General features: G+C 36.0%; 21 protein-coding genes and 1 tRNA gene. 11 read left to right on the top strand and 11 right to left on the bottom strand.

The window, feature by feature from the left end; all coding sequences use genetic code 11:
- Nucleotides 1-223: 223 nt before the first annotated feature.
- The 4 genes from ABH942_RS15055 to ABH942_RS15040 all read right to left on the bottom strand — a co-directional run bounded on the left by ABH942_RS15055 (nt 224) and on the right by ABH942_RS15040 (nt 3,777).
- Entirely contained in the window at nt 224-1,537 is a 1,314-nt protein-coding gene (locus ABH942_RS15055; RefSeq protein WP_370033382.1) for an ABC1 kinase family protein, read from the bottom strand.
- Nucleotides 1,538-1,547: 10 nt separating this feature from the next.
- A complete protein-coding gene (locus ABH942_RS15050; RefSeq protein ID WP_370033381.1) occupies nt 1,548-2,216 on the bottom strand; it encodes a TetR family transcriptional regulator C-terminal domain-containing protein in 669 nt (222 codons plus the stop codon).
- A 369-nt stretch (nt 2,217-2,585) separates the two neighbouring features.
- Nucleotides 2,586-3,281 carry an OmpA family protein gene (locus ABH942_RS15045; RefSeq protein WP_370033379.1) on the bottom strand — a complete coding sequence of 232 codons (696 nt, stop codon included), beginning with the start codon at nt 3,279-3,281 and terminating at the stop codon, nt 2,586-2,588.
- 19 nt (nt 3,282-3,300) lie between these two features.
- Nucleotides 3,301-3,777: a hypothetical protein gene (locus tag ABH942_RS15040; RefSeq protein WP_370033377.1), complete on the bottom strand. Its 477-nt coding sequence runs from the start codon at nt 3,775-3,777 to the stop codon at nt 3,301-3,303.
- Nucleotides 3,778-3,961: 184 nt separating this feature from the next.
- Here ABH942_RS15040 and htpG point away from each other — a divergent pair, with 184 nt between their 5' ends.
- Complete coding sequence (gene htpG, locus ABH942_RS15035; RefSeq protein WP_370033375.1) at nt 3,962-5,848, top strand: molecular chaperone HtpG; 1,887 nt, start codon at nt 3,962-3,964, stop codon at nt 5,846-5,848.
- Nucleotides 5,849-6,094: 246 nt separating this feature from the next.
- On the opposite strand, the gene ABH942_RS15030 is transcribed toward htpG, so the two are convergent.
- Nucleotides 6,095-6,706, bottom strand: coding sequence for a murein L,D-transpeptidase catalytic domain-containing protein (locus ABH942_RS15030; protein WP_370033373.1), 612 nt, complete (start codon nt 6,704-6,706; stop codon nt 6,095-6,097).
- A gap of 141 nt (nt 6,707-6,847) precedes the next feature.
- On the opposite strand from ABH942_RS15030, the gene ABH942_RS15025 reads away from it, so the two are divergent.
- The 9 genes from ABH942_RS15025 to ABH942_RS14985 all read left to right on the top strand — a co-directional run bounded on the left by ABH942_RS15025 (nt 6,848) and on the right by ABH942_RS14985 (nt 15,225).
- Nucleotides 6,848-7,747 (top strand): DMT family transporter, encoded by a 900-nt coding sequence (locus ABH942_RS15025; RefSeq protein ID WP_370033371.1) that lies wholly within the window; start codon nt 6,848-6,850, stop codon nt 7,745-7,747.
- Between the two features lie 180 nt (nt 7,748-7,927).
- Nucleotides 7,928-9,277 (top strand): CHASE3 domain-containing protein, encoded by a 1,350-nt coding sequence (locus ABH942_RS15020; RefSeq protein WP_370033369.1) that lies wholly within the window; start codon nt 7,928-7,930, stop codon nt 9,275-9,277.
- Between the two features lie 16 nt (nt 9,278-9,293).
- Entirely contained in the window at nt 9,294-10,136 is an 843-nt protein-coding gene (locus ABH942_RS15015) for a sterol desaturase family protein (RefSeq protein ID WP_370033367.1), read from the top strand.
- A gap of 92 nt (nt 10,137-10,228) precedes the next feature.
- Nucleotides 10,229-10,507 carry a DUF2805 domain-containing protein gene (locus tag ABH942_RS15010; protein WP_140000346.1) on the top strand — a complete coding sequence of 93 codons (279 nt, stop codon included), beginning with the start codon at nt 10,229-10,231 and terminating at the stop codon, nt 10,505-10,507.
- Between the two features lie 132 nt (nt 10,508-10,639).
- Complete coding sequence (locus ABH942_RS15005; RefSeq protein ID WP_370033365.1) at nt 10,640-10,921, top strand: DUF2089 family protein; 282 nt, start codon at nt 10,640-10,642, stop codon at nt 10,919-10,921.
- On the top strand, nt 10,918-11,511 hold the full coding sequence (locus ABH942_RS15000) for a hypothetical protein (protein WP_370033363.1): 594 nt from the start codon (nt 10,918-10,920) through the stop codon (nt 11,509-11,511). Before ABH942_RS15005 ends, ABH942_RS15000 begins: the two co-directional genes overlap by 4 nt.
- Nucleotides 11,512-11,515: 4 nt before the next feature.
- Entirely contained in the window at nt 11,516-12,457 is a 942-nt protein-coding gene (locus ABH942_RS14995) for an alpha/beta hydrolase (protein WP_370033362.1), read from the top strand.
- Nucleotides 12,458-12,533: 76 nt separating this feature from the next.
- The gene (locus tag ABH942_RS14990) at nt 12,534-14,381 is read left to right on the top strand and encodes a peptidase M61 (protein WP_370033361.1); all 1,848 of its coding nucleotides are present in this window, start codon (nt 12,534-12,536) and stop codon (nt 14,379-14,381) included.
- Between the two features lie 127 nt (nt 14,382-14,508).
- Complete coding sequence (locus ABH942_RS14985) at nt 14,509-15,225, top strand: DUF4369 domain-containing protein (protein ID WP_370033360.1); 717 nt, start codon at nt 14,509-14,511, stop codon at nt 15,223-15,225.
- A gap of 106 nt (nt 15,226-15,331) precedes the next feature.
- Here the strand turns inward: ABH942_RS14985 and ABH942_RS14980 are convergent.
- From ABH942_RS14980 to ABH942_RS14955, 6 genes are all read right to left on the bottom strand, one after another.
- Nucleotides 15,332-15,405, bottom strand: a tRNA-Thr gene (locus ABH942_RS14980).
- A gap of 78 nt (nt 15,406-15,483) precedes the next feature.
- On the bottom strand, nt 15,484-15,750 hold the full coding sequence (locus tag ABH942_RS14975; protein WP_140000354.1) for a hypothetical protein: 267 nt from the start codon (nt 15,748-15,750) through the stop codon (nt 15,484-15,486).
- 58 nt (nt 15,751-15,808) lie between these two features.
- Entirely contained in the window at nt 15,809-16,774 is a 966-nt protein-coding gene (locus ABH942_RS14970; protein ID WP_370033359.1) for a type I phosphomannose isomerase catalytic subunit, read from the bottom strand.
- An 84-nt stretch (nt 16,775-16,858) separates the two neighbouring features.
- Entirely contained in the window at nt 16,859-17,269 is a 411-nt protein-coding gene (locus ABH942_RS14965) for a 6-carboxytetrahydropterin synthase (protein ID WP_370033358.1), read from the bottom strand.
- 80 nt (nt 17,270-17,349) lie between these two features.
- On the bottom strand, nt 17,350-17,877 hold the full coding sequence (gene idi, locus ABH942_RS14960) for an isopentenyl-diphosphate Delta-isomerase (RefSeq protein ID WP_370033357.1): 528 nt from the start codon (nt 17,875-17,877) through the stop codon (nt 17,350-17,352).
- A gap of 98 nt (nt 17,878-17,975) precedes the next feature.
- The gene (locus tag ABH942_RS14955; RefSeq protein ID WP_370033356.1) at nt 17,976-18,347 is read right to left on the bottom strand and encodes a VOC family protein; all 372 of its coding nucleotides are present in this window, start codon (nt 18,345-18,347) and stop codon (nt 17,976-17,978) included.
- Between the two features lie 132 nt (nt 18,348-18,479).
- On the opposite strand from ABH942_RS14955, the gene ABH942_RS14950 reads away from it, so the two are divergent.
- Nucleotides 18,480-19,283 carry a hypothetical protein gene (locus tag ABH942_RS14950; protein ID WP_370033354.1) on the top strand — a complete coding sequence of 268 codons (804 nt, stop codon included), beginning with the start codon at nt 18,480-18,482 and terminating at the stop codon, nt 19,281-19,283.
- Nucleotides 19,284-19,290: the final 7 nt, after the last annotated feature.

Raw genomic sequence — 19,290 nt, 5'->3', positions numbered from 1 at the left:
TTCTGTATCGCCCAACTACAATATTTGACTATTAGTGTTGATAAGTTTTTTTAGTTTGAGAGTATAAAATCAATAAAATAAGTAGGATTAAACCTACTTATTATTAAAATCATCTAATTGACACAGTAGAGAGATGAAAAGTTACATTTTTCATAAAAAATAAGAGCGATTCTCACGTATGAAAAACCGCTCTTACAACCTAACCAACCATTAAAAACAAAAATTAATTTTTCATGTATTTTTTATAATTTTCAGTATTGATTCTTGCTTTAAGATCATGTAATAAGCTATATAATCCGAAGAAAGTCCTGTTGATATATAAAAAGTGTTTTGAACCTCGATTTCCGTTCATTTTCCTAAGTTTCGAATCTTTGCTATATTCTTCGCTAAGCTCCGCCATCTCTCCAAAAAAGGCTTCATCTGAAAAGTCAAAAGTATCGGTTTGATAGGGTCTTGTAAATAGTCGCAACAGCTGATTGAACAATTCAGAAAAATAAGCTACTTCTTCTTTAGTATCGTCATGTCGCAAAATCTCAAGCTCATATAACTTTTCAAGGAATAACTCTTGATTATCCATAATTTCTGGTCTTGCCAATTCAAAATACGGAATATAAAAATCTTCCGGAACCTGTTTTATGCATCCAAAATCAATCGCTATCAGATTCCCATCCTTGTCAATTAAAAAGTTCCCCGGATGCGGATCGGCATGAACCTGTCTGAGCTGATGCATCTGGAACATATAAAAATCCCATAATGCCTGGCCTAAACTATCGCCTTTTGCCCTATCTTCATTATGAGCTGTAAATTCAGACAAATGTTCGCCGTCCATCCAGTCCATAGTGATAATCTTTTTAGAAGAAAGTTCTGGATAGTATTTTGGGAATTTCAGATTGGCAATTTCGCTGCATGCTTCTGCTATGGCAACACCCTGTCTCAATTCCAATTCATAATCCGTTTCTTCCAGCAGCTTATTTTCCACTTCCTTAAAGTAGCGTTCCGAATCTTTTCCCTGAAGGTTAAACATCTTGATTGCAAATGGCTTCACAATAGCCAAATCAGAGCTGATACTGTCTGCCACTCCGGGATACTGGATTTTTACTGCCAGTTTTTTTCCATCTTTGGTCGCTTTATGAACCTGACCTATGCTAGCAGCATTCACAGAATCGGCGGTAAACGAATCATATATTTCTTCGGGAAACATTCCTAAATATTTCTTGAACGTTTTTCTTACCAATGGTGCTGATAAGGGCGGAACGGAAAACTGGGCTAGTGAAAATTTTTCTACGTAGGCCCGAGGCATGATATTTTTATCCATGCTCAACATCTGGGCTACTTTCAAGGCACTGCCTTTTAAGTTTTTTAAACCGTCATAAATATCTTCTGCATTATTTTCATTCAGCTTTTCTTTTGTCAGTGAAGGATTGACAATCTTTTCGCCATAATAGGCAATGTAGTTACCACCCACCTTAATTCCGGTTTTTACCAGTTGTCCGGCTCTTTCAATCTTATTTACGGGTATCTTATCTAGTGTTTTCATCTTCTACTCCTTATCGTCTTTCTTTCCAAATAAATTTTCCCAAATCAAACAGGCTTTCCAATGGTGTGGTATCCAGTATATCGAAAGTAGCCTTTACTGCTTTCTCAATCATGATATCCGTTTTTTCAAATCCTTTTGATGTATCGTCTAGCCAAAATTTCAATATAAATAAGAACTGAAGCCAGGCTCCTTCAGAAAAAACCGGCGTAGTGATTTTCTTTATCTTGCTGTCTTTTTCTGTCTCACCTGACTTTAATATATCTACGATATATTCTTTGAAATGGTTTCGAAGTGATGCCAGTTGTTTGAGATTACGAAGTCCTTCCTTATTATCTTTTAATGCATAGTAAACATAGGTTCTGTTTAATGTCAGGATTTCAAATAGTGTGAAATAAAGCGACAATAGCTTATTTCTGTTTTCATAGGCCGCATAATTAGCATCTTTATGGAGCGTATTTAATGTGTTTTCAAAAAACCTGACCCAGACGGTTTCCCTTAAGGCATCCAGCGAATTAAAAAAGGAATAAAAATCGGCTTCGTCAACGGTATGTTCTTTACAAAAAAGATATACATTTTTGGGTGCTTCGTTTTTTTCAAGAACAGCATTCATATACATTTCGATCAACTGATCGTCATCAATAAGCTGTTTTTTTGACTTCGGATTCTTTACTGTTGCCATGATCTGTTTTTTTTGATTGTACAGTAAAGGTACGTTTCAATTATTTCTGAAACATATAAACATCTGTTAAATATCTTTCAAAAAAATTGAACTAAAACCCTAAAAATCACTATTGGGGATTTTGGGTCAATTTGAAAAAGTGAATTTTGGTTGTTTTTTTATTTAGCCACAGATTAGAGTGATTACACAGATTTCGGGAATTTATGTTAAGTGAAACGACGGCTAAAAACTTTGTGGCTTTGCGACTTTGTGAGCAACTATTTTCACGCAGAGACGCTAAGGACATCATTGATTTTTAAAACTCTATTTTATAGGTATAAAAAAAGGCCGGCTAAAAAGACGACCTTAGAAACTATATTCTTGTATAATTTAGTTTTTCACTTCTTTTTGGGCATCTTGTACCATTTTTTCATTTGCTGTAATGGCAAATTCAACACGACGGTTTTTAGATCTTCCGTCAGGAGTATCATTTGATGCGATTGGATCAGCAATTCCTAAACCTGTAGTATTAAATCTGGAACTATTGATGCCTTTGCTAACTAAATAGCTCTTTACTGAAGCTGCTCTTTCACCTGACAATTTCAAGTTATACTCAGCTGGACCTGTACTGTCAGTATATCCGTAAATCTGGATATTCGTATCTGGGTATGAATTAAACACGCTAACCAGTTTATCAAGGTTTGCTTTAGCCGCAGCTGTCAGAGTTGATTTGTTAGTATCAAAACGAACTGCATTTTCATTCAATGTCAATTTGATTCCTTCTCCTACTCTTTCTACTTCAGCTCCAGGAAGCGCATTGTCAATTTCTCTTGCCTGTTTGTCCATCTTGTTACCGATAACACCTCCAACAGTTCCACCCACAACACCTCCAAGAACAGCACCTAAAGCAGTGTTGCCTCCTTTACCTATGTTATTACCCAAAATACCTCCAAGAACAGCACCAGCAGCAACACCAATACCAGCTCCTTTTTGAGTATTATTCATATTTTTTGCAGACTCACAGCCTGTAAAAAAAGTACCTATAGCAAATAAACATGCTAATGAATATATTCCAATTCTTTTCATATCGATTATTGTTTTTGGATTAGTTTACTTTTGTAAATTGATATACAACGTTGGTCAGTTTCCCTCCTACGTCAATTTTGTCGATCAATTGGAATGAGTTTTCTGTCTGGTTAGCAACAGCCAATACATATCCATCTCTTACTCTCTTTGCTTTTTCACCTGCATCAAGAACTTTAAGGACAAATTGTCCGTCTTTATTAACAAACCAGGTAATTGGCGAGCTGAATGCCGGACATCCCATTTTGGTCAATGCCATCTCACCTTTATTGTTGTTTGAAATGAATTTCCATGTACTTCCTACAAAACATTGTGAATCAGCTAGCTGAAAAGAATTCACCTTGATGTATTCAGAACCTGGATAATTAACGGAACTGACAACCCAGTTTCCTTTAATTGCAACCTGTGAAGACCTATCCGTCTTAGTGTTAGTTATTGATGAAGTTTTACAAGATGCAAATAGCACTGCAAAAACTCCAAGTAAGATTAATTTTTTCATAGATTGGTATTTTTAAAGTTTATTACACTACAAATATACAATGGATTGATTTCGAAATGTTAAAATTTCCATTTTATTATCTTAAAATTAACAATTCAGCCAATTTGTCATTTCAATAGTTTTTGGTATTCTATTTGAAAATAAAAATACTGAAAATAATTAACAATACTAATATCAATAGTTTATGACAACAGGAAAAATTAATGTTTCGGTAGAAAACATTTTCCCGCTTATCAAAAAGTTCTTATACAGCGATCATGAGATTTTCTTACGCGAATTGGTTTCTAATGCCACTGATGCTACATTAAAGCTAAAACATTTGGCAAATATCGGTGAGGCTAAAGTGGAATATGGAAATCCTATCATCGAGATAAAAATCGACAAGGAAGGAAAGAAAATCCATATTATCGACCAGGGCTTAGGTATGACTGCGGAAGAGGTAGAAAAGTACATCAATCAGGTTGCTTTTTCCGGAGCGGAAGAATTTCTTGAAAAATATAAAGATTCTGCCAAAGATTCAGGAATCATAGGACATTTTGGACTAGGTTTCTATTCGGCATTTATGGTGGCAGAAAAAGTAGAGATTATCACCAAATCTTATAAGGACGAACCGGCTGCACATTGGACATGCGACGGAAGTCCGGAATTTACGTTGGAGCCGTCTGATAAAACTTCACGCGGAACGGAAATTATACTGCATATCGCGGAAGATTCTTTGGAATTTCTTGAAGAAGGAAAAATTTCAGGGTTATTGGAGAAGTATAACAAGTTCATGCCTATTCCAATCAAATTCGGAACAAGAACTGAAACGCTTCCAAAACCGGATGATGCTCCAGAAGATTATGTAGCTGAAACTGTCGAAGTGGACAATATCATCAATAATCCAAATCCGGCATGGACTAAACAGCCGACAGAACTAACCGATGAAGATTATAAGGATTTCTACAGAGAATTGTATCCTATGCAATTTGAAGAGCCGCTTTTTAACATCCACCTAAATGTTGACTATCCTTTTAACCTGACAGGGATATTGTATTTCCCAAAAATGACAGGCGACCTGCAGATACAAAAAGATAAAATCCAACTGTATCAGAATCAGGTTTTCGTAACGGACAATGTTGAAGGAATCGTTCCTGAGTTCCTGACTATGCTAAAAGGAGTTATCGATTCACCGGACATCCCGCTAAACGTTTCGCGTTCCTACCTGCAAGCTGATGGTGCTGTAAAGAAAATTTCGAACTACATTACCCGAAAAGTAGCAGACAAGCTGAAATCGCTTTTCACTGAAAATCGCGAAGATTTCGAGCAAAAATGGAACGATATCAAAATCGTATTGGAATACGGTATGCTGTCTGAACCTAAATTTTACGAAAAGGCTGGTGCGTTTGCATTATATCCAACCGTTGATGATAAATACTATACACTTGAGGAGTTAAAAGAGAAAACAAAAGATACGCAGACCGACAAAAACGGTAATCTTGTTATTTTATATGCTTCCAACAAAGACGCACAACACAGTTATATTGCCGAAGCTCAGGCTAAAGGTTATGAAGTACTGCTTTTGGATTCGCCAATCATTTCGCATCTTATCCAAAAACTAGAGGCTGACAATGAAAAGCTGACATTTGTACGTGTTGATTCTGACCATATCAATAATCTGATTAAGAAAGAAGAAGAAACGATTTCCAAACTTTCTGATGAAGAAAAAGAAAAGCTAAAAACCGAATTGGAAAGCGTAATTTCTGATAAGAAATATTCTATCCAATTAGAAGCGCTGGACAGCCAGTCGGCACCATTTGTGATTACGCAACCGGAATTTTTGCGTCGTATGAAAGAAATGAGCCAAACCGGAGGCGGTGGCATGTTCGGGATGGGCAATATGCCGGAAATGTACAATCTGGTGGTTAATACCAATCACGAATTGGCTTCGAACATATTAAATTCTACTGATAAGTCACATCAGGAAGCTGTAGTAAAACAGGCTTTGGATTTGGCTAAACTGTCTCAAAACCTATTAAAAGGAGAAGAATTGACTGCTTTTGTAAAAAGAAGTTTTGAGTTGATTAAATAAGATTTTAGATTGCAGATTGTAGATTGTAGATTTTAGATTTTAGATTTCTGCTTTTTGTTTACCCAAATTATCTATTTTCTATCATCTATTTTCTAATTTACTATTTTATAAAAAACCCTGTAAGTTTCTTTCAGGGTTTTTTTAATGATTTTATCTAAACAAACTTTGCGGTTCTGCGTCTTTGCGAGCAATTAGTTTCACGCAAAGGCGCTAAGCCGCAAAGCATTCTATCTTGGTTTTTTAATCTCAATCAATAATCCATAGCAGTACCGGTTTGTCAGTCTTTTGAAGTTTTTTATCCAAAACCCTCATAAAATCATCTGATACTGCCGGGCAGCCCCAACTTAGCGGAGCATATTTCGGAAAGATTTCTGCATCAGAAACTGCTGTCCAGGAGTGCAGAACTATTACCCTGCTTACGGCATTGCTGTTTGTTGCATCTAACCCGTGAAGCCAGTATTTTATCTTGATGCCCCAGGAACTGGAATCTCTTTTCCCTATCTTATACTTCCCTTTTGACGAACAGTGGCTATTATCTTTATTGCTGTATTTTGCTTTTTCCCATTTCGTGTCATTTGTTTCGCCGACATCACAGCTGCCATGGGTCACAAGTTTCTCATCACTGATTTTATTGGTCTTGAAATCGTAAACATAGAATCTGTTTTTTCCTGAGTGGACACTCAAGTCAATCAGAAAATAATAGTCTTCGTTAAATTTCTCTTTTTTACAAAATGCTTTTGCTTCTTTGTGAAAGGAGGCGTAATCGCGTTTTTTGATATTCTTTTCAGCACTGGTGGCAGGCCCTTCGCTACAACTGATAAAATGTAAGGTTACAAACAGGAAGATTCTTTGGATCATAGTATTTCTATCGGATTTAAAATAAATTACCGGCTTTTACTTATTAACTAAGATCCTGTTAAAATAGTATTATTTAATGACAAAAAAAAGGATTAGCAAAAAACTATACCCTATCTTTGCCCGCTTTTAAAAAATGAAAAAATGTTTGGAAATAAAGTATTAAAAGGAGTTTTTCTTGTAGGTCTTGGTGCTACGAGTTATGGAATGTTGGCAACTTTTGTAAAGATGGCCTATGGTGAAGGCTATACAACTGCTGAAGTTACTTCATCGCAATTTTTGTTCGGGATTATCGGAATACTTCTCATAAATGCTTTTCAAAAAACAAGAAAAGACAATGTCGTAATCAAAGCCTCTAAAAAGAATATTACGCATTTGATGATTGCCGGTACGTCTACCGGATTGACCAGTATATTTTATTATTTAGCAGTACGTTATATTCCTGTTTCAATCGGAATTGTATTGCTTATGCAGACTGTCTGGATGGGTGTGCTTTTAGAAATGTTTCTTGAAAAAAAGCTTCCTTCTGCTACAAAGATAGTTGCGGTTGTTATTGTATTGATTGGTACTGCTTTGGCAACGAATCTTATCAATACTGAAGTTGATCTGGATTGGCGCGGTCTTGCCTGGGGACTTATGGCAGCGGCTTCTTTTACAACAACCATGTTTACAGCCAATAGAATCGCAGTTGGGATTTCTTCAGCACAGAGAAGCCTTTATATGCTTTTAGGAGGAGGAATTATCGTGCTTATATTTGCACTGATTACCCAAAACACACCTTTTGACACCAGTATTTTCTTAAAATGGGGAATAGTGCTTTCCTTATTTGGAACCATCATACCGCCAATGTTATTGAATGCCGGATTTCCGCTTACAGGTATCGGATTGGGAAGTATTGTTTCTTCTCTTGAGCTTCCTGTTTCTGTACTTATGGCCTTCTTCCTTCTCAATGAAGAAGTCGTATTCCTGCAATGGTTGGGCATTGTGCTCATCATATTGGCAATTGTCATTATGAATGTCAAGTTCCGGAAACAGGAATCTTAAATTATATTTTTTTTACACTCATAAGAACTGTCCGAATTCCGGGCAGTTTTTTTATTGTTTATCAGATTTCCTGCATTCGAAAAACCTTGCTTTATTTTTAAACGTATACAAAAAAATAATTGCATTACTTTGCACTGTCTTGAAAAGGACGCTCCAAAACAAATAATACCGCGAATACTAATGGGAAAGATATCTCTAAAAACCACTATTGACATAACCTTCATAGTTATCGTCACTTCTTTTGCAATTCTTGCCTACTCTATCCACAGCCGCTCACAATCTGTAAGGCAAAACAGGATGATCGTAAACCATACCAGTAATATCAACAATGTCCTTGAAAAAGTGCTTTCCAGTACTATCGACATTGAAACAGGAACACGCGGTTATACGATTACCGGAGATGAAAATTATCTTGAAGTATACAACCACGGACATAAAAATCTCGAAATATGGATTGATTCGCTTCGTTCAATGAATGAAACCGACGAATACCAGAATAAAAAACTCGACACCTTGGAAAAACTGATCGAATCCAAGCAAAAAGTAAGTGCTATGGTAATCAAGGCTCGAAGAGAATATGGTATGGAAGAAGCGGCAGAATTGATAAAAAAAGGCCGTGGAAAGGAAGTTATGGATTCTATCAGAAGATCGATACGTGACTACCAAAACCAGGCCGTGCTGATTTTATCTGACAATTTAGCCCAGACCGAAGAAAATGTACAGGCGCGAAACAATCGTTTCTTTCTTTTTATTATTGTCACATTCGCGATATTGATCTTTGCTTATATCAAGATTCGTCAGAATACGAAACGCTTATTATTGGATAAAATCATCCAGGAAAATCTGATGGATGAACTTACCATTCAAAACCAACAGCTTAATGATTTTGCCAGCATCACTTCACACAACCTTAGATCGCCTGCTTCAAACATTACAGCCCTGATTGCTACTATTGAAGATGATAGCCCGATTGAAGAGTATAAGACAATATTTGAAATGCTTAAAAAAGTAGCGCAAAATCTGAATGATTCGCTAAATCAGCTTATGGAAGTATTGCATATCAAAAAGAATAAAATCGAAAAAGAAATATTGTCCTTCCAGCAGGTCTATTCCAAAACAATAGAATCATTGCAAGGCGAGATTTTAAAATCTGGTGCAATCATCAAAGCTGATTTTAAAGAAGTCGCAGAAATAGCCTATTCCAGAATCTATCTGGAAAGCATCTTTCATAACCTTATCAGCAATGCTCTCAAATACAGAGCACTGGAAAGAACACCGGAAATTACAATTCGTTCTGAAAGAAAAAATAATATTGTTTATCTTTATGTTATTGATAACGGACTTGGAATCGATCTGACAAAAAATGGGCATAAGATTTTCGGCATGAATCAGATCTTCCATAATCACCCGGAGGCCAAAGGCATTGGGCTTTTTATGACGAAGACACAAATTGAAAGTATGAAAGGGAAAATCTCTGTAGCCAGCGAAGTCAATATCGGAACCACGTTTACGGTCATGTTCGGAACATAAACTAAAACCGCAGGATATGAATGATATTGTCAATTATTTCTCAACCATTCCTTCATTACATAGAGGCCTCATACTCGTTGGTGGCATTGCAATCTTTTGGATGATTGAAAACGCATTTCCCTTATTTCGGTTCAATTATAAAAAATGGAACCATGCCGGAATCAATATCTTCTTTACCCTGACGACCATAGTTGTAAATTTCATTTTAGCTTTTATATTGCTTCTGGCTTCGGAATGGGCATTGAGACATCATTTCGGAGTCCTTGAATGGCTTCCGAAACTTCCGTTATGGCTTTATACTTTGATTGGATTATTGCTTCTTGACCTTATCGGTGCTTATTTAGCGCATCTTGTACAGCACAAAACCCGATGGCTCTGGCATTTCCACCTGATTCACCATACAGACACCTGGGTAGATACGACTACTGCAAACAGACATCATCCGGGAGAAAGTGTCGTTCGCTTTGTATTTACTGCCGCAGCCGTACTTGTAACCGGCGCTCCAATGTGGCTTGCTTTTTTATACCAATCGTTGTCGGTTGTCTTTTCCCAATTCAACCATGCAAATATTTCGCTTCCTGACAAGCTCGATCACTATATCAGTTATGTTATCGTTTCTCCTAATATGCACAAAGTACACCATCATTATGTTTTGCCCTATACAGATTCTAATTATGGCAACATCTTTTCTATATGGGACCGGCTTTTTGGTACTTTTTTGACACTTCCGAAAGAAAAAATCGTCTATGGCATTGATACCCACATGGAACCTTCCGAAAATAATCGTCTTTCTAATCTGGTCGCAATTCCCTTTCAGAAACACAGATCGCCTCAAACTGTTCCCGAAGAAAAAATTTAAGACCGCTTGAAAAAGTAATTATTTTTTTTATTAATATTGAGTAACAATTAAAAAACGTACAATTACTATTTATCTGAATTAATTTTCATGTAATGAAAAAAGGCAAAAACATTGAGCTGACTCGAGAGGAAAATGAAAAGCTTGTTACATTGGCTTTAGAGGAAAAAAATCCTTTTGAGATTATTAAAAAAGAGTTAGGATTAACCGAAAAGGATGTAATCGAAATAATGAAGAAAAGACTTACCGCAGATAAATTTGAGCTGTGGAAGAAAAAAGCAATGGCCAGCAAGCCAAAGCCAAAACCGCCAAAGATTGATGATTTTGATGAAGATTTGGACGGGAAATACTATATCAAGAATAAATTTGATTAACATAAATACTTTAAAAATATTCCTTTTAGGAATATTTTTTTTGGCTTTTACTCAAACAAAATAAAAACTAAAATTAATTTTATTTAAATTTGCATAAACTTTTTTAATACACAAATCAATTAATCTTAGTTTATGACGCCAAAACTTCCAATTCATTGTCCCAGTTGTAGCGACTCACTTTCTGTTTCACAGTTGAAGTGCGAGAACTGCCAAACAACCGTTTCCGGCAACTATTCACTTCCCTTCTATCTCCAGCTTTCTGAAGAAGAACAAAATTTTATCCTTCAATTTTTCATGACCAGCGGCAGCCTTAAAGAAATGGCCGTACAGATGGGCAATAGCTACCCTACTGTGAGGAATAAACTGGATGATATTATTGAAAAAATAAAAAAACTTAAATCTGGAAACCCATGAAAAAGCTCTTTTTTAACCCATTCGAAAAAAACTCTGAAACCAGACTTCTTGTTTTTGGACTAATTCTCACTGTTGCCGGAAGTTATCTTGGCTATCTTTTTAATGGAAGATATGACGGTGTTATTGATTTACATTTTATAAAAAACACCACTCTTGCCCAACCTTTTATCGATAACCTGATTACTATTGTTTCCTTATTTGCAGCACTTTTTCTTGTTGGAAAGCTCATTAACTCCAAAACCAGGATAATCGACATACTAAATCCTATTCTAATATCACGAGTGCCCTTTTACCTGCTGACTTTTTTCAATTTCAAGAATTGTATTTCAAATGTCACTGCCAGTATCGTTGAAAAACTGGATCTAAAAGGAATGCCTAAAGAACTCGACCTTTCTCCATTTAGCATGATATTATTAATGTTGTTTGCCATGATATCTATTCTGTTTTTAATCTGGTTTGTGGTTCTTCTCTACAACGGATTTAAAATAGCAACCAACTGCAAGACGAGCCTACACAAATTATATTTTGCACTTGCTATTATAGCAGCAGAAATTATTTCCAAAATCCTAATCTCACTTCTTATCTATTAATATCATGATCAAAAAAATAATCTCCCTCAGCTTCGCACTCTTTTCTGCGGTAACCTCGTTTTCCCAAGAAAGCAAATTTTCTACAGAAGAAATAAATATCAATTCTTTTATTCCGGGAACCCTTTACACTCCTGAAAAGGCTTCTAAAAAAACCGACCTGGTTATCCTGATCGCTGGTTCTGGTCCGACAGACAGAAATGGCAACCAGCCGGGTGCTGTTAGCAACTGCCTAAAATTTTTAGCTGAAGGTCTGGCCAAAAACAATTATGCCGTTTACAATTATGACAAAAGACCTATTGTTGAAATGCGTTCCGGAAAATTAGACGAATCCAAACTCAGCTTTGATCCTTTAATTCAAGATGTAAAAGACATCGTGAGCTACTTCAAAGCAAAAAAACAGTTCCATAAAATCATCATTGCCGGACATAGTGAAGGATCTTTGATCGGGATGAATGCAGCGATACCTGATGCAGATGCTTTTATCTCACTTGCGGGTGCAGGAAGGTCTATTGATGAAATCTTGATAGAACAGATTGGTAATAGGGCGCCAATGCTAAAAGAAGAAACGGTCAAAAATCTTGAACTTCTCAAAAAAGGACAAACCTTTGAGGCTAAAAACCCGATGTTGGCATCACTTTTCAGAGAAAGTGTCCAACCTTATATGATTTCATGGCTGAAACACAATCCACAGGAAGAAATCAAAAAACTGCAAATACCTATTCTTATTATCAATGGCACTAAAGACATACAAATTCCAATACAGGATGCTGAATTGCTTCATAAAGCCAATCCAAAATCGGAATTAGTCCTTATTGAAAACATGAATCATATATTCAAGGAAATCAAAGGAGATGAGACCGAAAACATGGGAAGTTATACAAATCCGAACCTTCCGGTAATGCCTCAACTTATAGAAAAAATTACTACCTTTCTCAAAAAAATATAATTCTTTCTTAAATAAAACAGGAAGCTGTAACAAAAAACTAGTTTGGCGAACCTATTGGGAATAAAACAAAAAAATAATGAGAAAAATAGTTTATTCACTGGCAATTGCTGCATTATTATGGAGCTGCAAACCCTCTGAAAATGTAGTATCAAACGTCACAAAAAATGAAGTTGAGGTACAAATCGACCTTAACGGCATCAAAGATGACAAAGTAATGGTTACAGTCATACCGCCAGCGATTAAATCCGAGAAGATTACCTATCATATTCCTAAAATAATACCCGGAACTTATTCTGAAGACGATTATGGGAAATTTTTAGAAAACGTAAAAGCTTACGATGCCAAGGGCAATGCTTTAAGTGTATCCAAAACAGATGATAACTCCTGGACAATCAGTGATGCCAAAAAACTTGCAAAACTGACCTATTGGGTAAATGATACTTATGATATTGAAAGTACACATGATATTTTTTCTCCGGCAGGTAGTAATATCGAAGCAGGAAAAAATATCATGTTGAATACTCATGCTTTTGTAGGCTATTTTAAAGAGTTTCTTGATGTTCCTTATCAGGTAAACATTACACATCCAGCAACACTTTGGGGCGCGACATCAATGACCGATATGGATGCTTCTGACACTAAGGATATTTTTAATGTTTCCAGATATTCTGAATTGGTAGAAAATCCTATTATGTATTCCAAACCGGATTATACAACTTTTACCGTAAACGGGATGGAAATCCTGATTGCCGTTTATTCTCCAAACGGTATAGTTACTGCAGAGAGCATTACTCCAGAGATGAAAACAATGATGACTGCACAAAAGAATTTCTTAGGCAAATTCAATTCTACAAAAAAATATAGCGTTCTTATCTATTTGTCAGACACATCCCGAAATGACGCTCATGGTTTTGGAGCTTTGGAACATCCTACAGCAACAACGGTAGTAATGCCGGAAGCTATGCCAAAAGAACAATTAGCCGAGCAGTTGAAAGATGTTGTTTCACATGAGTTCTTCCATATCGTGACACCATTGACAATTCATTCTAAAGAAATCCAGTTCTTTGACTATAACAAGCCAAAAATGTCAGAACACTTATGGATGTATGAAGGTGTAACTGAATATTTCGCAAATCTTTTCCAGGTCAATCAAGGCTTAATCAGTGAAGATGAATTTTATGAAAGAATGGCTACCAAAATTGCCAATGCTTCGACTATGGATGATACGATGCCATTTACCAAAATGAGTTCTATGGTATTGCAGAAACCTTATAAGGAACAATACCAAAACGTATACGAAAAAGGAGCCTTGATAGCCATGTGTCTTGATATACAGATTCGCCAAGACAGCAACGGACAAAGAGGTATTCTTGACCTGATGCAGAAACTTTCTAACGAATATGGCACTAAAAAAGCATTTGACGATTCAGAACTTTTTGATAAAATCGAGTCTTTGACTTCGCCAGAAGTTCGAAAGTTCCTTGACACTTATGTTGCAGGACCAACACCTATTCCTTATGATGTTTATTTTGCTAAAATGGGTGTTACAAAAGCGATGACCAAAGTTACTGGTAATGCCTTTCTTAAAGGAATGGAGCCTAACTTCTCAATCAATCCGGCAACAAAAGAAATTTTTATACTTGCAGGCAGTGAAAAGCTTGATTTCTATAAGAACCTGGGCATAAAAGATGGCGATATACTTCTTGAAATCAATGGCACGAAATACAATCTTGATAACGTTTATGACATGATTATGGGCAGCCTTACATGGAAAGAAAATGACCCGATTACAGTAAAAGTAAAACGTAATGGCAAAGAAATCCAACTAAAAGGAACTATAAAGCTTCCTAGCGAAGAAGTAGAAGGATATCAGGCAACCGATGCAAGTAAGGCCAAGTTAAGAGAAGCCTGGCTGAAAGGATAATCAACATACTATAAAACTAATCCCCAATTTAAAATCTAAATTGGGGATTTTTTTATTATTTTGCCACAAATTAAAAATCAAGGGGCTGCCAAGTACAAAACTGCCCGCAAAAATACCAGCAACAATTATGAGAAAAATAGTGTTTGCTTTTGCAGCATTAGCAATGATTTCCTGTAAGGAAGAAAAGAAAGAAGGAAATCTTCACATTAAAGGAAATGTGGAAGGCTTAAAACAAGGGACGCTTTATATCCAGAAAATTGTAGATACGGCATTAGTTGCTGTTGATACGATTGTTATCAAAGGGAACTCTCATTTTGAAAGCCACCTGACTATTGATTCACCAGAAATGCTTTACCTATTTTTAGATAGAGGTGAAACCAACAGCATTGACAATAATTTGATGTTTTTTGCTGAACCTGGAAACATGACAATCGATACAAGACTGGATTCCTTTTTTGCGGCAGCGAAAATAACAGGCTCTGAAAATCAAAAACTGTTTGAAGAGTATCGAAAAATTATGTCACGATACAAAAACACGCAATTAAGCCTGACAGAAGAGAAATTAAGAGCGTTGCAATTCAACAGAGCGGTTTCATCCGATTTTGACAAGAAGAATAGCGACAACCTAAAAAGAAAATATCTGATGGCTATCAACTTTGCCTTAAACAACAAAGACCATGATATAGCTCCTTATATCGCTTTAGCTGACATTTATAATGCCAACATTAAGTATCTGGACACTATAGACAAATCAATGGCTCCAAAAATAGCGCAATCCAAATATGGAAAAATGCTTACAAAATTTGTAGCTGACAGAAAACAAGCAGAGCAGAAACAACAATAATAAAAAAAACGCCTTGAAAATTCAAGGCGTTTTTTTATTAAGGATATCAAAAATCCAAAATCTCTTAAAAACAAAAAACCATCCTTTCGGATGGTTTTTCTTATTGAGCCGATAGAGGGACTCGAACCCACGACCTGCTGATTACAAATCAGCTGCTCTAGCCAGCTGAGCTACACCGGCATCTCAATACGGGTGCAAATATAGTTCTGAATTTTAATTTTCCAAAAAAAATCTGCACTTTTTTTATCTTTTTTTAGACTACAAAGCGTTAATTTTAGCAACCAATTGATTAGCAGTTTGTTCTAATTCTACATTGATTTGCTTGAAATGTGCTTTTTTATTTTCTACATTTTTTGCGTTCACTTTTGCGATCAAAGAATCAAAAGCAACAATTGCCTCATCAATCAAAGCTTCAGAAGCCTCAGTTGGTTTTCCTGTTGTTGACATTTCCCAGATGTATACTGCTTCAATAATGTCTCCCAATACGTAATTGATGTCTTTCTTTAAATTCCTAACGTTTGCCATTTTTTTAAATTTTAATTTGCGTCTGCAAAATTAAGCATAATCTTTCTATTTGAGGCTATTAAATATAAATTTCTAAAAGTACGGCCTGCCCTTCTAAACCATAACTTTGCATTGCTGCTGGTAATAATACCGTATCTCCTTTTTTATAATCCCATACCGTTTCGTTGTATTTTAACTTAAAATCACCTTCCATACACATATAAACCGTAAAAGATTCATGCTGTTTTTTTATTTCTATTTTACCATTAAGCTGCAAATAATCGGTAGTAAAATAAGGACATATAACTACCGGATTGCTTTTATTTTCTTCTTGTGTGTAGGTTCTCTTGGTATCTGTCGTATCATAATTAATTGCATCCAGCGCCAAATCAATATGGAGTTCTCTCGATTTCCCTGCTGCGTCAACCCTATCCCAGTCATAAACTCTATACGTAATATCAGAAGTTTGCTGGATTTCAGCAATCACAATTCCGGCTCCTATGGCATGGATTGTTCCCGTTTCTAAAAAGAAGACATCTCCTTTTTTTACAGGGATTTCTTGTAAGATTGACAATAGCGTCTTGTCTTCAAGATTTTTTAAATACTTTTCCTTACTTGATTTTTCTTTAAAGCCTACAATAATTCTGGCTTTTTCATCTGCCTGCATCACATACCACATTTCTGTTTTTCCAAAGGAATTATGGCGTTTTTTTGCAAGTTCATCATTTGGATGTACCTGAATTGACAAATCGTCTTTAGCATCAATAAATTTAAACAGCAGAGGAAATTCTGTTCCAAACTTTTTATGTACCGCCTCACCCAAAATTTCTTCCGGATACTGCAAAAGCAATTCCGAAAGCAACTTTCCTTTGTACTCACCTACCGCAATACGGCTAATATCACCCGGAACAGTTGACAGTTCCCAGCTTTCGCCTGTCGTTTCTGACTGTATTGGTTTATTGAAAACAGTTTTGAGCTTCGTTCCTCCCCAGATACGTTCTTTTAGTATTGGTTCAAAAACCAGTGGATATATATGTAGACTCATAATTTTTTGGAAACAAATTACAGAAATTTCCAATTCTGCTTATACTACTATTCCTGAAATAGCTTATATGATTTCAAGTTCGTGCTATTCTCCTTTATAGCTCACAAAATTTCGTAGCGTTTCATAAAGAATAACTTCCAGATCCTTATCAGCATCAATTCTTTTCCTGATTTTATTCCAGATAATAACCGCAATATTTTCAGCAGTCGGATTCAGATCTGAGAATTCAGGCACATCTAAGTTCAGGTTTTTATGATCAAAAGGCTTTTCTACCTCATCATGAATAATATCGGCCAAATCCTTAATATCGATTACATAGCCCGTATCAGGATTGATTTTCCCAGTTACGCTGACAATCAATTCATAATTATGCCCATGAAAATTAGGATTGTTGCACTTCCCAAAAACCGAATCGTTTTTTTCATCCGACCAATCTTTACGATACAGACGGTGTGCGGCGTTAAAATGGGCTTTTCTGCTGACAGTTACTCTCATTTTGGAAGGATTTACTCTATTATTTTTGATTTAGGATTTTTGATTTGTGACTTTCAACTTTCGACTTTCAACTTTCGACTTTATAACTTATGTTCTTCAAGAAAGTGATAAAATTCATCAAAAATAATCTTGAACCAAACCGTATATTTTTCCGGATGTACCTGCATATCATCTTTGATTGCATCAATATCCATCCATTTCCAGTTTTCCACTTCTTCCGGATTAATCACTGGTTCGCCATCAAAATAGCCAACCATCACATGATCCAATTCATGTTCTGTCAGTCCATTATCAAAAGGTGCTTTATAGATAAAGTGAAACAGTTCTTTCAGTTCTGTTGAAAAACCCATTTCCTCCATAAGTCGGCGGTTTCCTGCCTGAATATTGCTTTCGCCTTCACGCTGATGACTGCAACAGGTGTTGGTCCACAACAATGGCGAATGATATTTCTGTGAAGCGCGCTGCTGGAGCATTACTTCGTTTTTTGAATTCAGTATAAAAATCGAAAATGCTCTGTGGAGCTGTGCTTTTTCATGAGCTTCCAGCTTTGGCATCAATCCAATCTGCTCATCGCGCTCATTAACCAATATTACTTTCTCTTCTATCATAACTTTGTATACATGACAAAAATACAAAAAAGAAACGGCTTGTTGAAATCAATGTGGGGCGTAAGAATTTTATCTCTGAAGTTTTAATATTTGATATTTTAAACATGCTGATCCAACAGAATCACATTACCATCCGGATCAGCTATCATTAAACTCGCCGGACCAGTTGTCGCTTCATCGGCTTCGCTAATCAAAGACAGGCCTGATGTTTTTAAACTTTTTTGTATCTCTCTTACATCTTCAAAGTCATTGAGTTTTTGCGCATTTTGATCCCAACCAGGATTAAAAGTCATCAGATTTCCTTCAAACATTCCCTGAAACAACCCGATGATTGTATCTCCGTTTTTCAGGATAAGCCAATTGTGTGAAATATCTCCTCCAAAAGCAGTAAAGCCAAGAGTTTCGTAAAATTTTTTAGAAGCATGAATATCCTTAACGCTCAAGCTGATTGAAAATGCACCTAGTTTCATTTGTTCTCTTTTTTATTAATACAGATTAACTGATTGTTTTTTTTATAAATATATACATTTCATCGAGCACTTCTATAAATCACGAACTCATAATAAGGTTTTAATTCTTTTTTTATTTCCTAATTTTATACCATGAAACAAATCTTTTCCATCCTTCTTATTGCTATAACGGCTATCTGCTCCGCTCAAAAAACCGAAATATACGTAATTGGCAACATCCATGACAGTGTTCCCAACTATCATCCTAAAATACTTCTAGACATGCTAGACAGAATAGGTCCCGATATCATATTGCACGAAGTTGACAAAAAAGGAATGGAAGACTATGCCAAAGGCAATGATCTTACAGGAAATGAGATCAGGGCCAGCAATCTTTATTCAAAAAAAAATCCTAATACCTTAAGGCTTCCTTTTGAATTTGAAGGAAGAAACCAATACCGCAAAGACCACGGTATGGTGCCAACAGATAATCTTTCGGTCAAACTGATCGACAGTCTCTACAAAACCAAACAACTAACTTCCAAGGAAACAAAAATATATGAAACCTTCAATGCGCTTACCCAAGAGCTGATAAAGATTGCTGAAGGAACACCAGAAAAATTCAACAATTCGTCAACAGATCGCATTGCTGAAAAAAGGCAAAATTCCCAATACCATGAGCTCTTGAAAATAACTGACAGCAGACCTGAGTTTTCAAAGAGATATGTCACAAAACCCAATGGCGAAAAGATAAGCTATAAAGACGGTTTCAAGAAGATGTCAGATTTTTGGGATCTCAGAAACAAAACTATGGCTCAGAACATCTACAACATAGCGCAGCAATATCCGAGCACAAAAATAGTTGTCCTAACAGGTTTTCTACATCGCTATTACCTGATTAAAGAATTAAAAAAACTAAACAAGCAAAACTATATTCTCAAAGAGTTTTATGAATAAAAGCTTG

Origin of the sequence: Flavobacterium sp. 28YEA47A (assembly GCF_041262125.1) — a bacterium.
In the GTDB taxonomy this organism is placed as follows: domain Bacteria; phylum Bacteroidota; class Bacteroidia; order Flavobacteriales; family Flavobacteriaceae; genus Flavobacterium.
This window is presented reverse-complemented; position numbering and strand designations above follow the sequence as displayed.

Bases quoted from the DNA above. Each gene is read 5' to 3' on its own strand.
- ABH942_RS14995 (WP_370033362.1), top strand. From the start codon at position 11,516: ATGATCAAAAAAATAATCTCCCTCAGCTTCGCACTCTTTTCTGCGGTA.
- ABH942_RS15005 (WP_370033365.1), top strand. From the start codon at position 10,640: ATGACGCCAAAACTTCCAATTCATTGTCCCAGTTGTAGCGACTCACTT.
- ABH942_RS14965 (WP_370033358.1), bottom strand. From the start codon at position 17,269: ATGAGAGTAACTGTCAGCAGAAAAGCCCATTTTAACGCCGCACACCGT.
- htpG (WP_370033375.1), top strand. From the start codon at position 3,962: ATGACAACAGGAAAAATTAATGTTTCGGTAGAAAACATTTTCCCGCTT.
- ABH942_RS14970 (WP_370033359.1), bottom strand. From the start codon at position 16,774: ATGAGTCTACATATATATCCACTGGTTTTTGAACCAATACTAAAAGAA.
- ABH942_RS14955 (WP_370033356.1), bottom strand. From the start codon at position 18,347: ATGAAACTAGGTGCATTTTCAATCAGCTTGAGCGTTAAGGATATTCAT.
- ABH942_RS15045 (WP_370033379.1), bottom strand. From the start codon at position 3,281: ATGAAAAGAATTGGAATATATTCATTAGCATGTTTATTTGCTATAGGT.
- ABH942_RS15030 (WP_370033373.1), bottom strand. From the start codon at position 6,706: ATGATCCAAAGAATCTTCCTGTTTGTAACCTTACATTTTATCAGTTGT.
- ABH942_RS14985 (WP_370033360.1), top strand. From the start codon at position 14,509: ATGAGAAAAATAGTGTTTGCTTTTGCAGCATTAGCAATGATTTCCTGT.
- idi (WP_370033357.1), bottom strand. From the start codon at position 17,877: ATGATAGAAGAGAAAGTAATATTGGTTAATGAGCGCGATGAGCAGATT.
- ABH942_RS15055 (WP_370033382.1), bottom strand. From the start codon at position 1,537: ATGAAAACACTAGATAAGATACCCGTAAATAAGATTGAAAGAGCCGGA.
- ABH942_RS15025 (WP_370033371.1), top strand. From the start codon at position 6,848: ATGTTTGGAAATAAAGTATTAAAAGGAGTTTTTCTTGTAGGTCTTGGT.
- ABH942_RS14950 (WP_370033354.1), top strand. From the start codon at position 18,480: ATGAAACAAATCTTTTCCATCCTTCTTATTGCTATAACGGCTATCTGC.
- ABH942_RS15050 (WP_370033381.1), bottom strand. From the start codon at position 2,216: ATGGCAACAGTAAAGAATCCGAAGTCAAAAAAACAGCTTATTGATGAC.
- ABH942_RS15015 (WP_370033367.1), top strand. From the start codon at position 9,294: ATGAATGATATTGTCAATTATTTCTCAACCATTCCTTCATTACATAGA.
- ABH942_RS15020 (WP_370033369.1), top strand. From the start codon at position 7,928: ATGGGAAAGATATCTCTAAAAACCACTATTGACATAACCTTCATAGTT.
- ABH942_RS14975 (WP_140000354.1), bottom strand. From the start codon at position 15,750: ATGGCAAACGTTAGGAATTTAAAGAAAGACATCAATTACGTATTGGGA.
- ABH942_RS15010 (WP_140000346.1), top strand. From the start codon at position 10,229: ATGAAAAAAGGCAAAAACATTGAGCTGACTCGAGAGGAAAATGAAAAG.
- ABH942_RS14990 (WP_370033361.1), top strand. From the start codon at position 12,534: ATGAGAAAAATAGTTTATTCACTGGCAATTGCTGCATTATTATGGAGC.
- ABH942_RS15000 (WP_370033363.1), top strand. From the start codon at position 10,918: ATGAAAAAGCTCTTTTTTAACCCATTCGAAAAAAACTCTGAAACCAGA.
- ABH942_RS15040 (WP_370033377.1), bottom strand. From the start codon at position 3,777: ATGAAAAAATTAATCTTACTTGGAGTTTTTGCAGTGCTATTTGCATCT.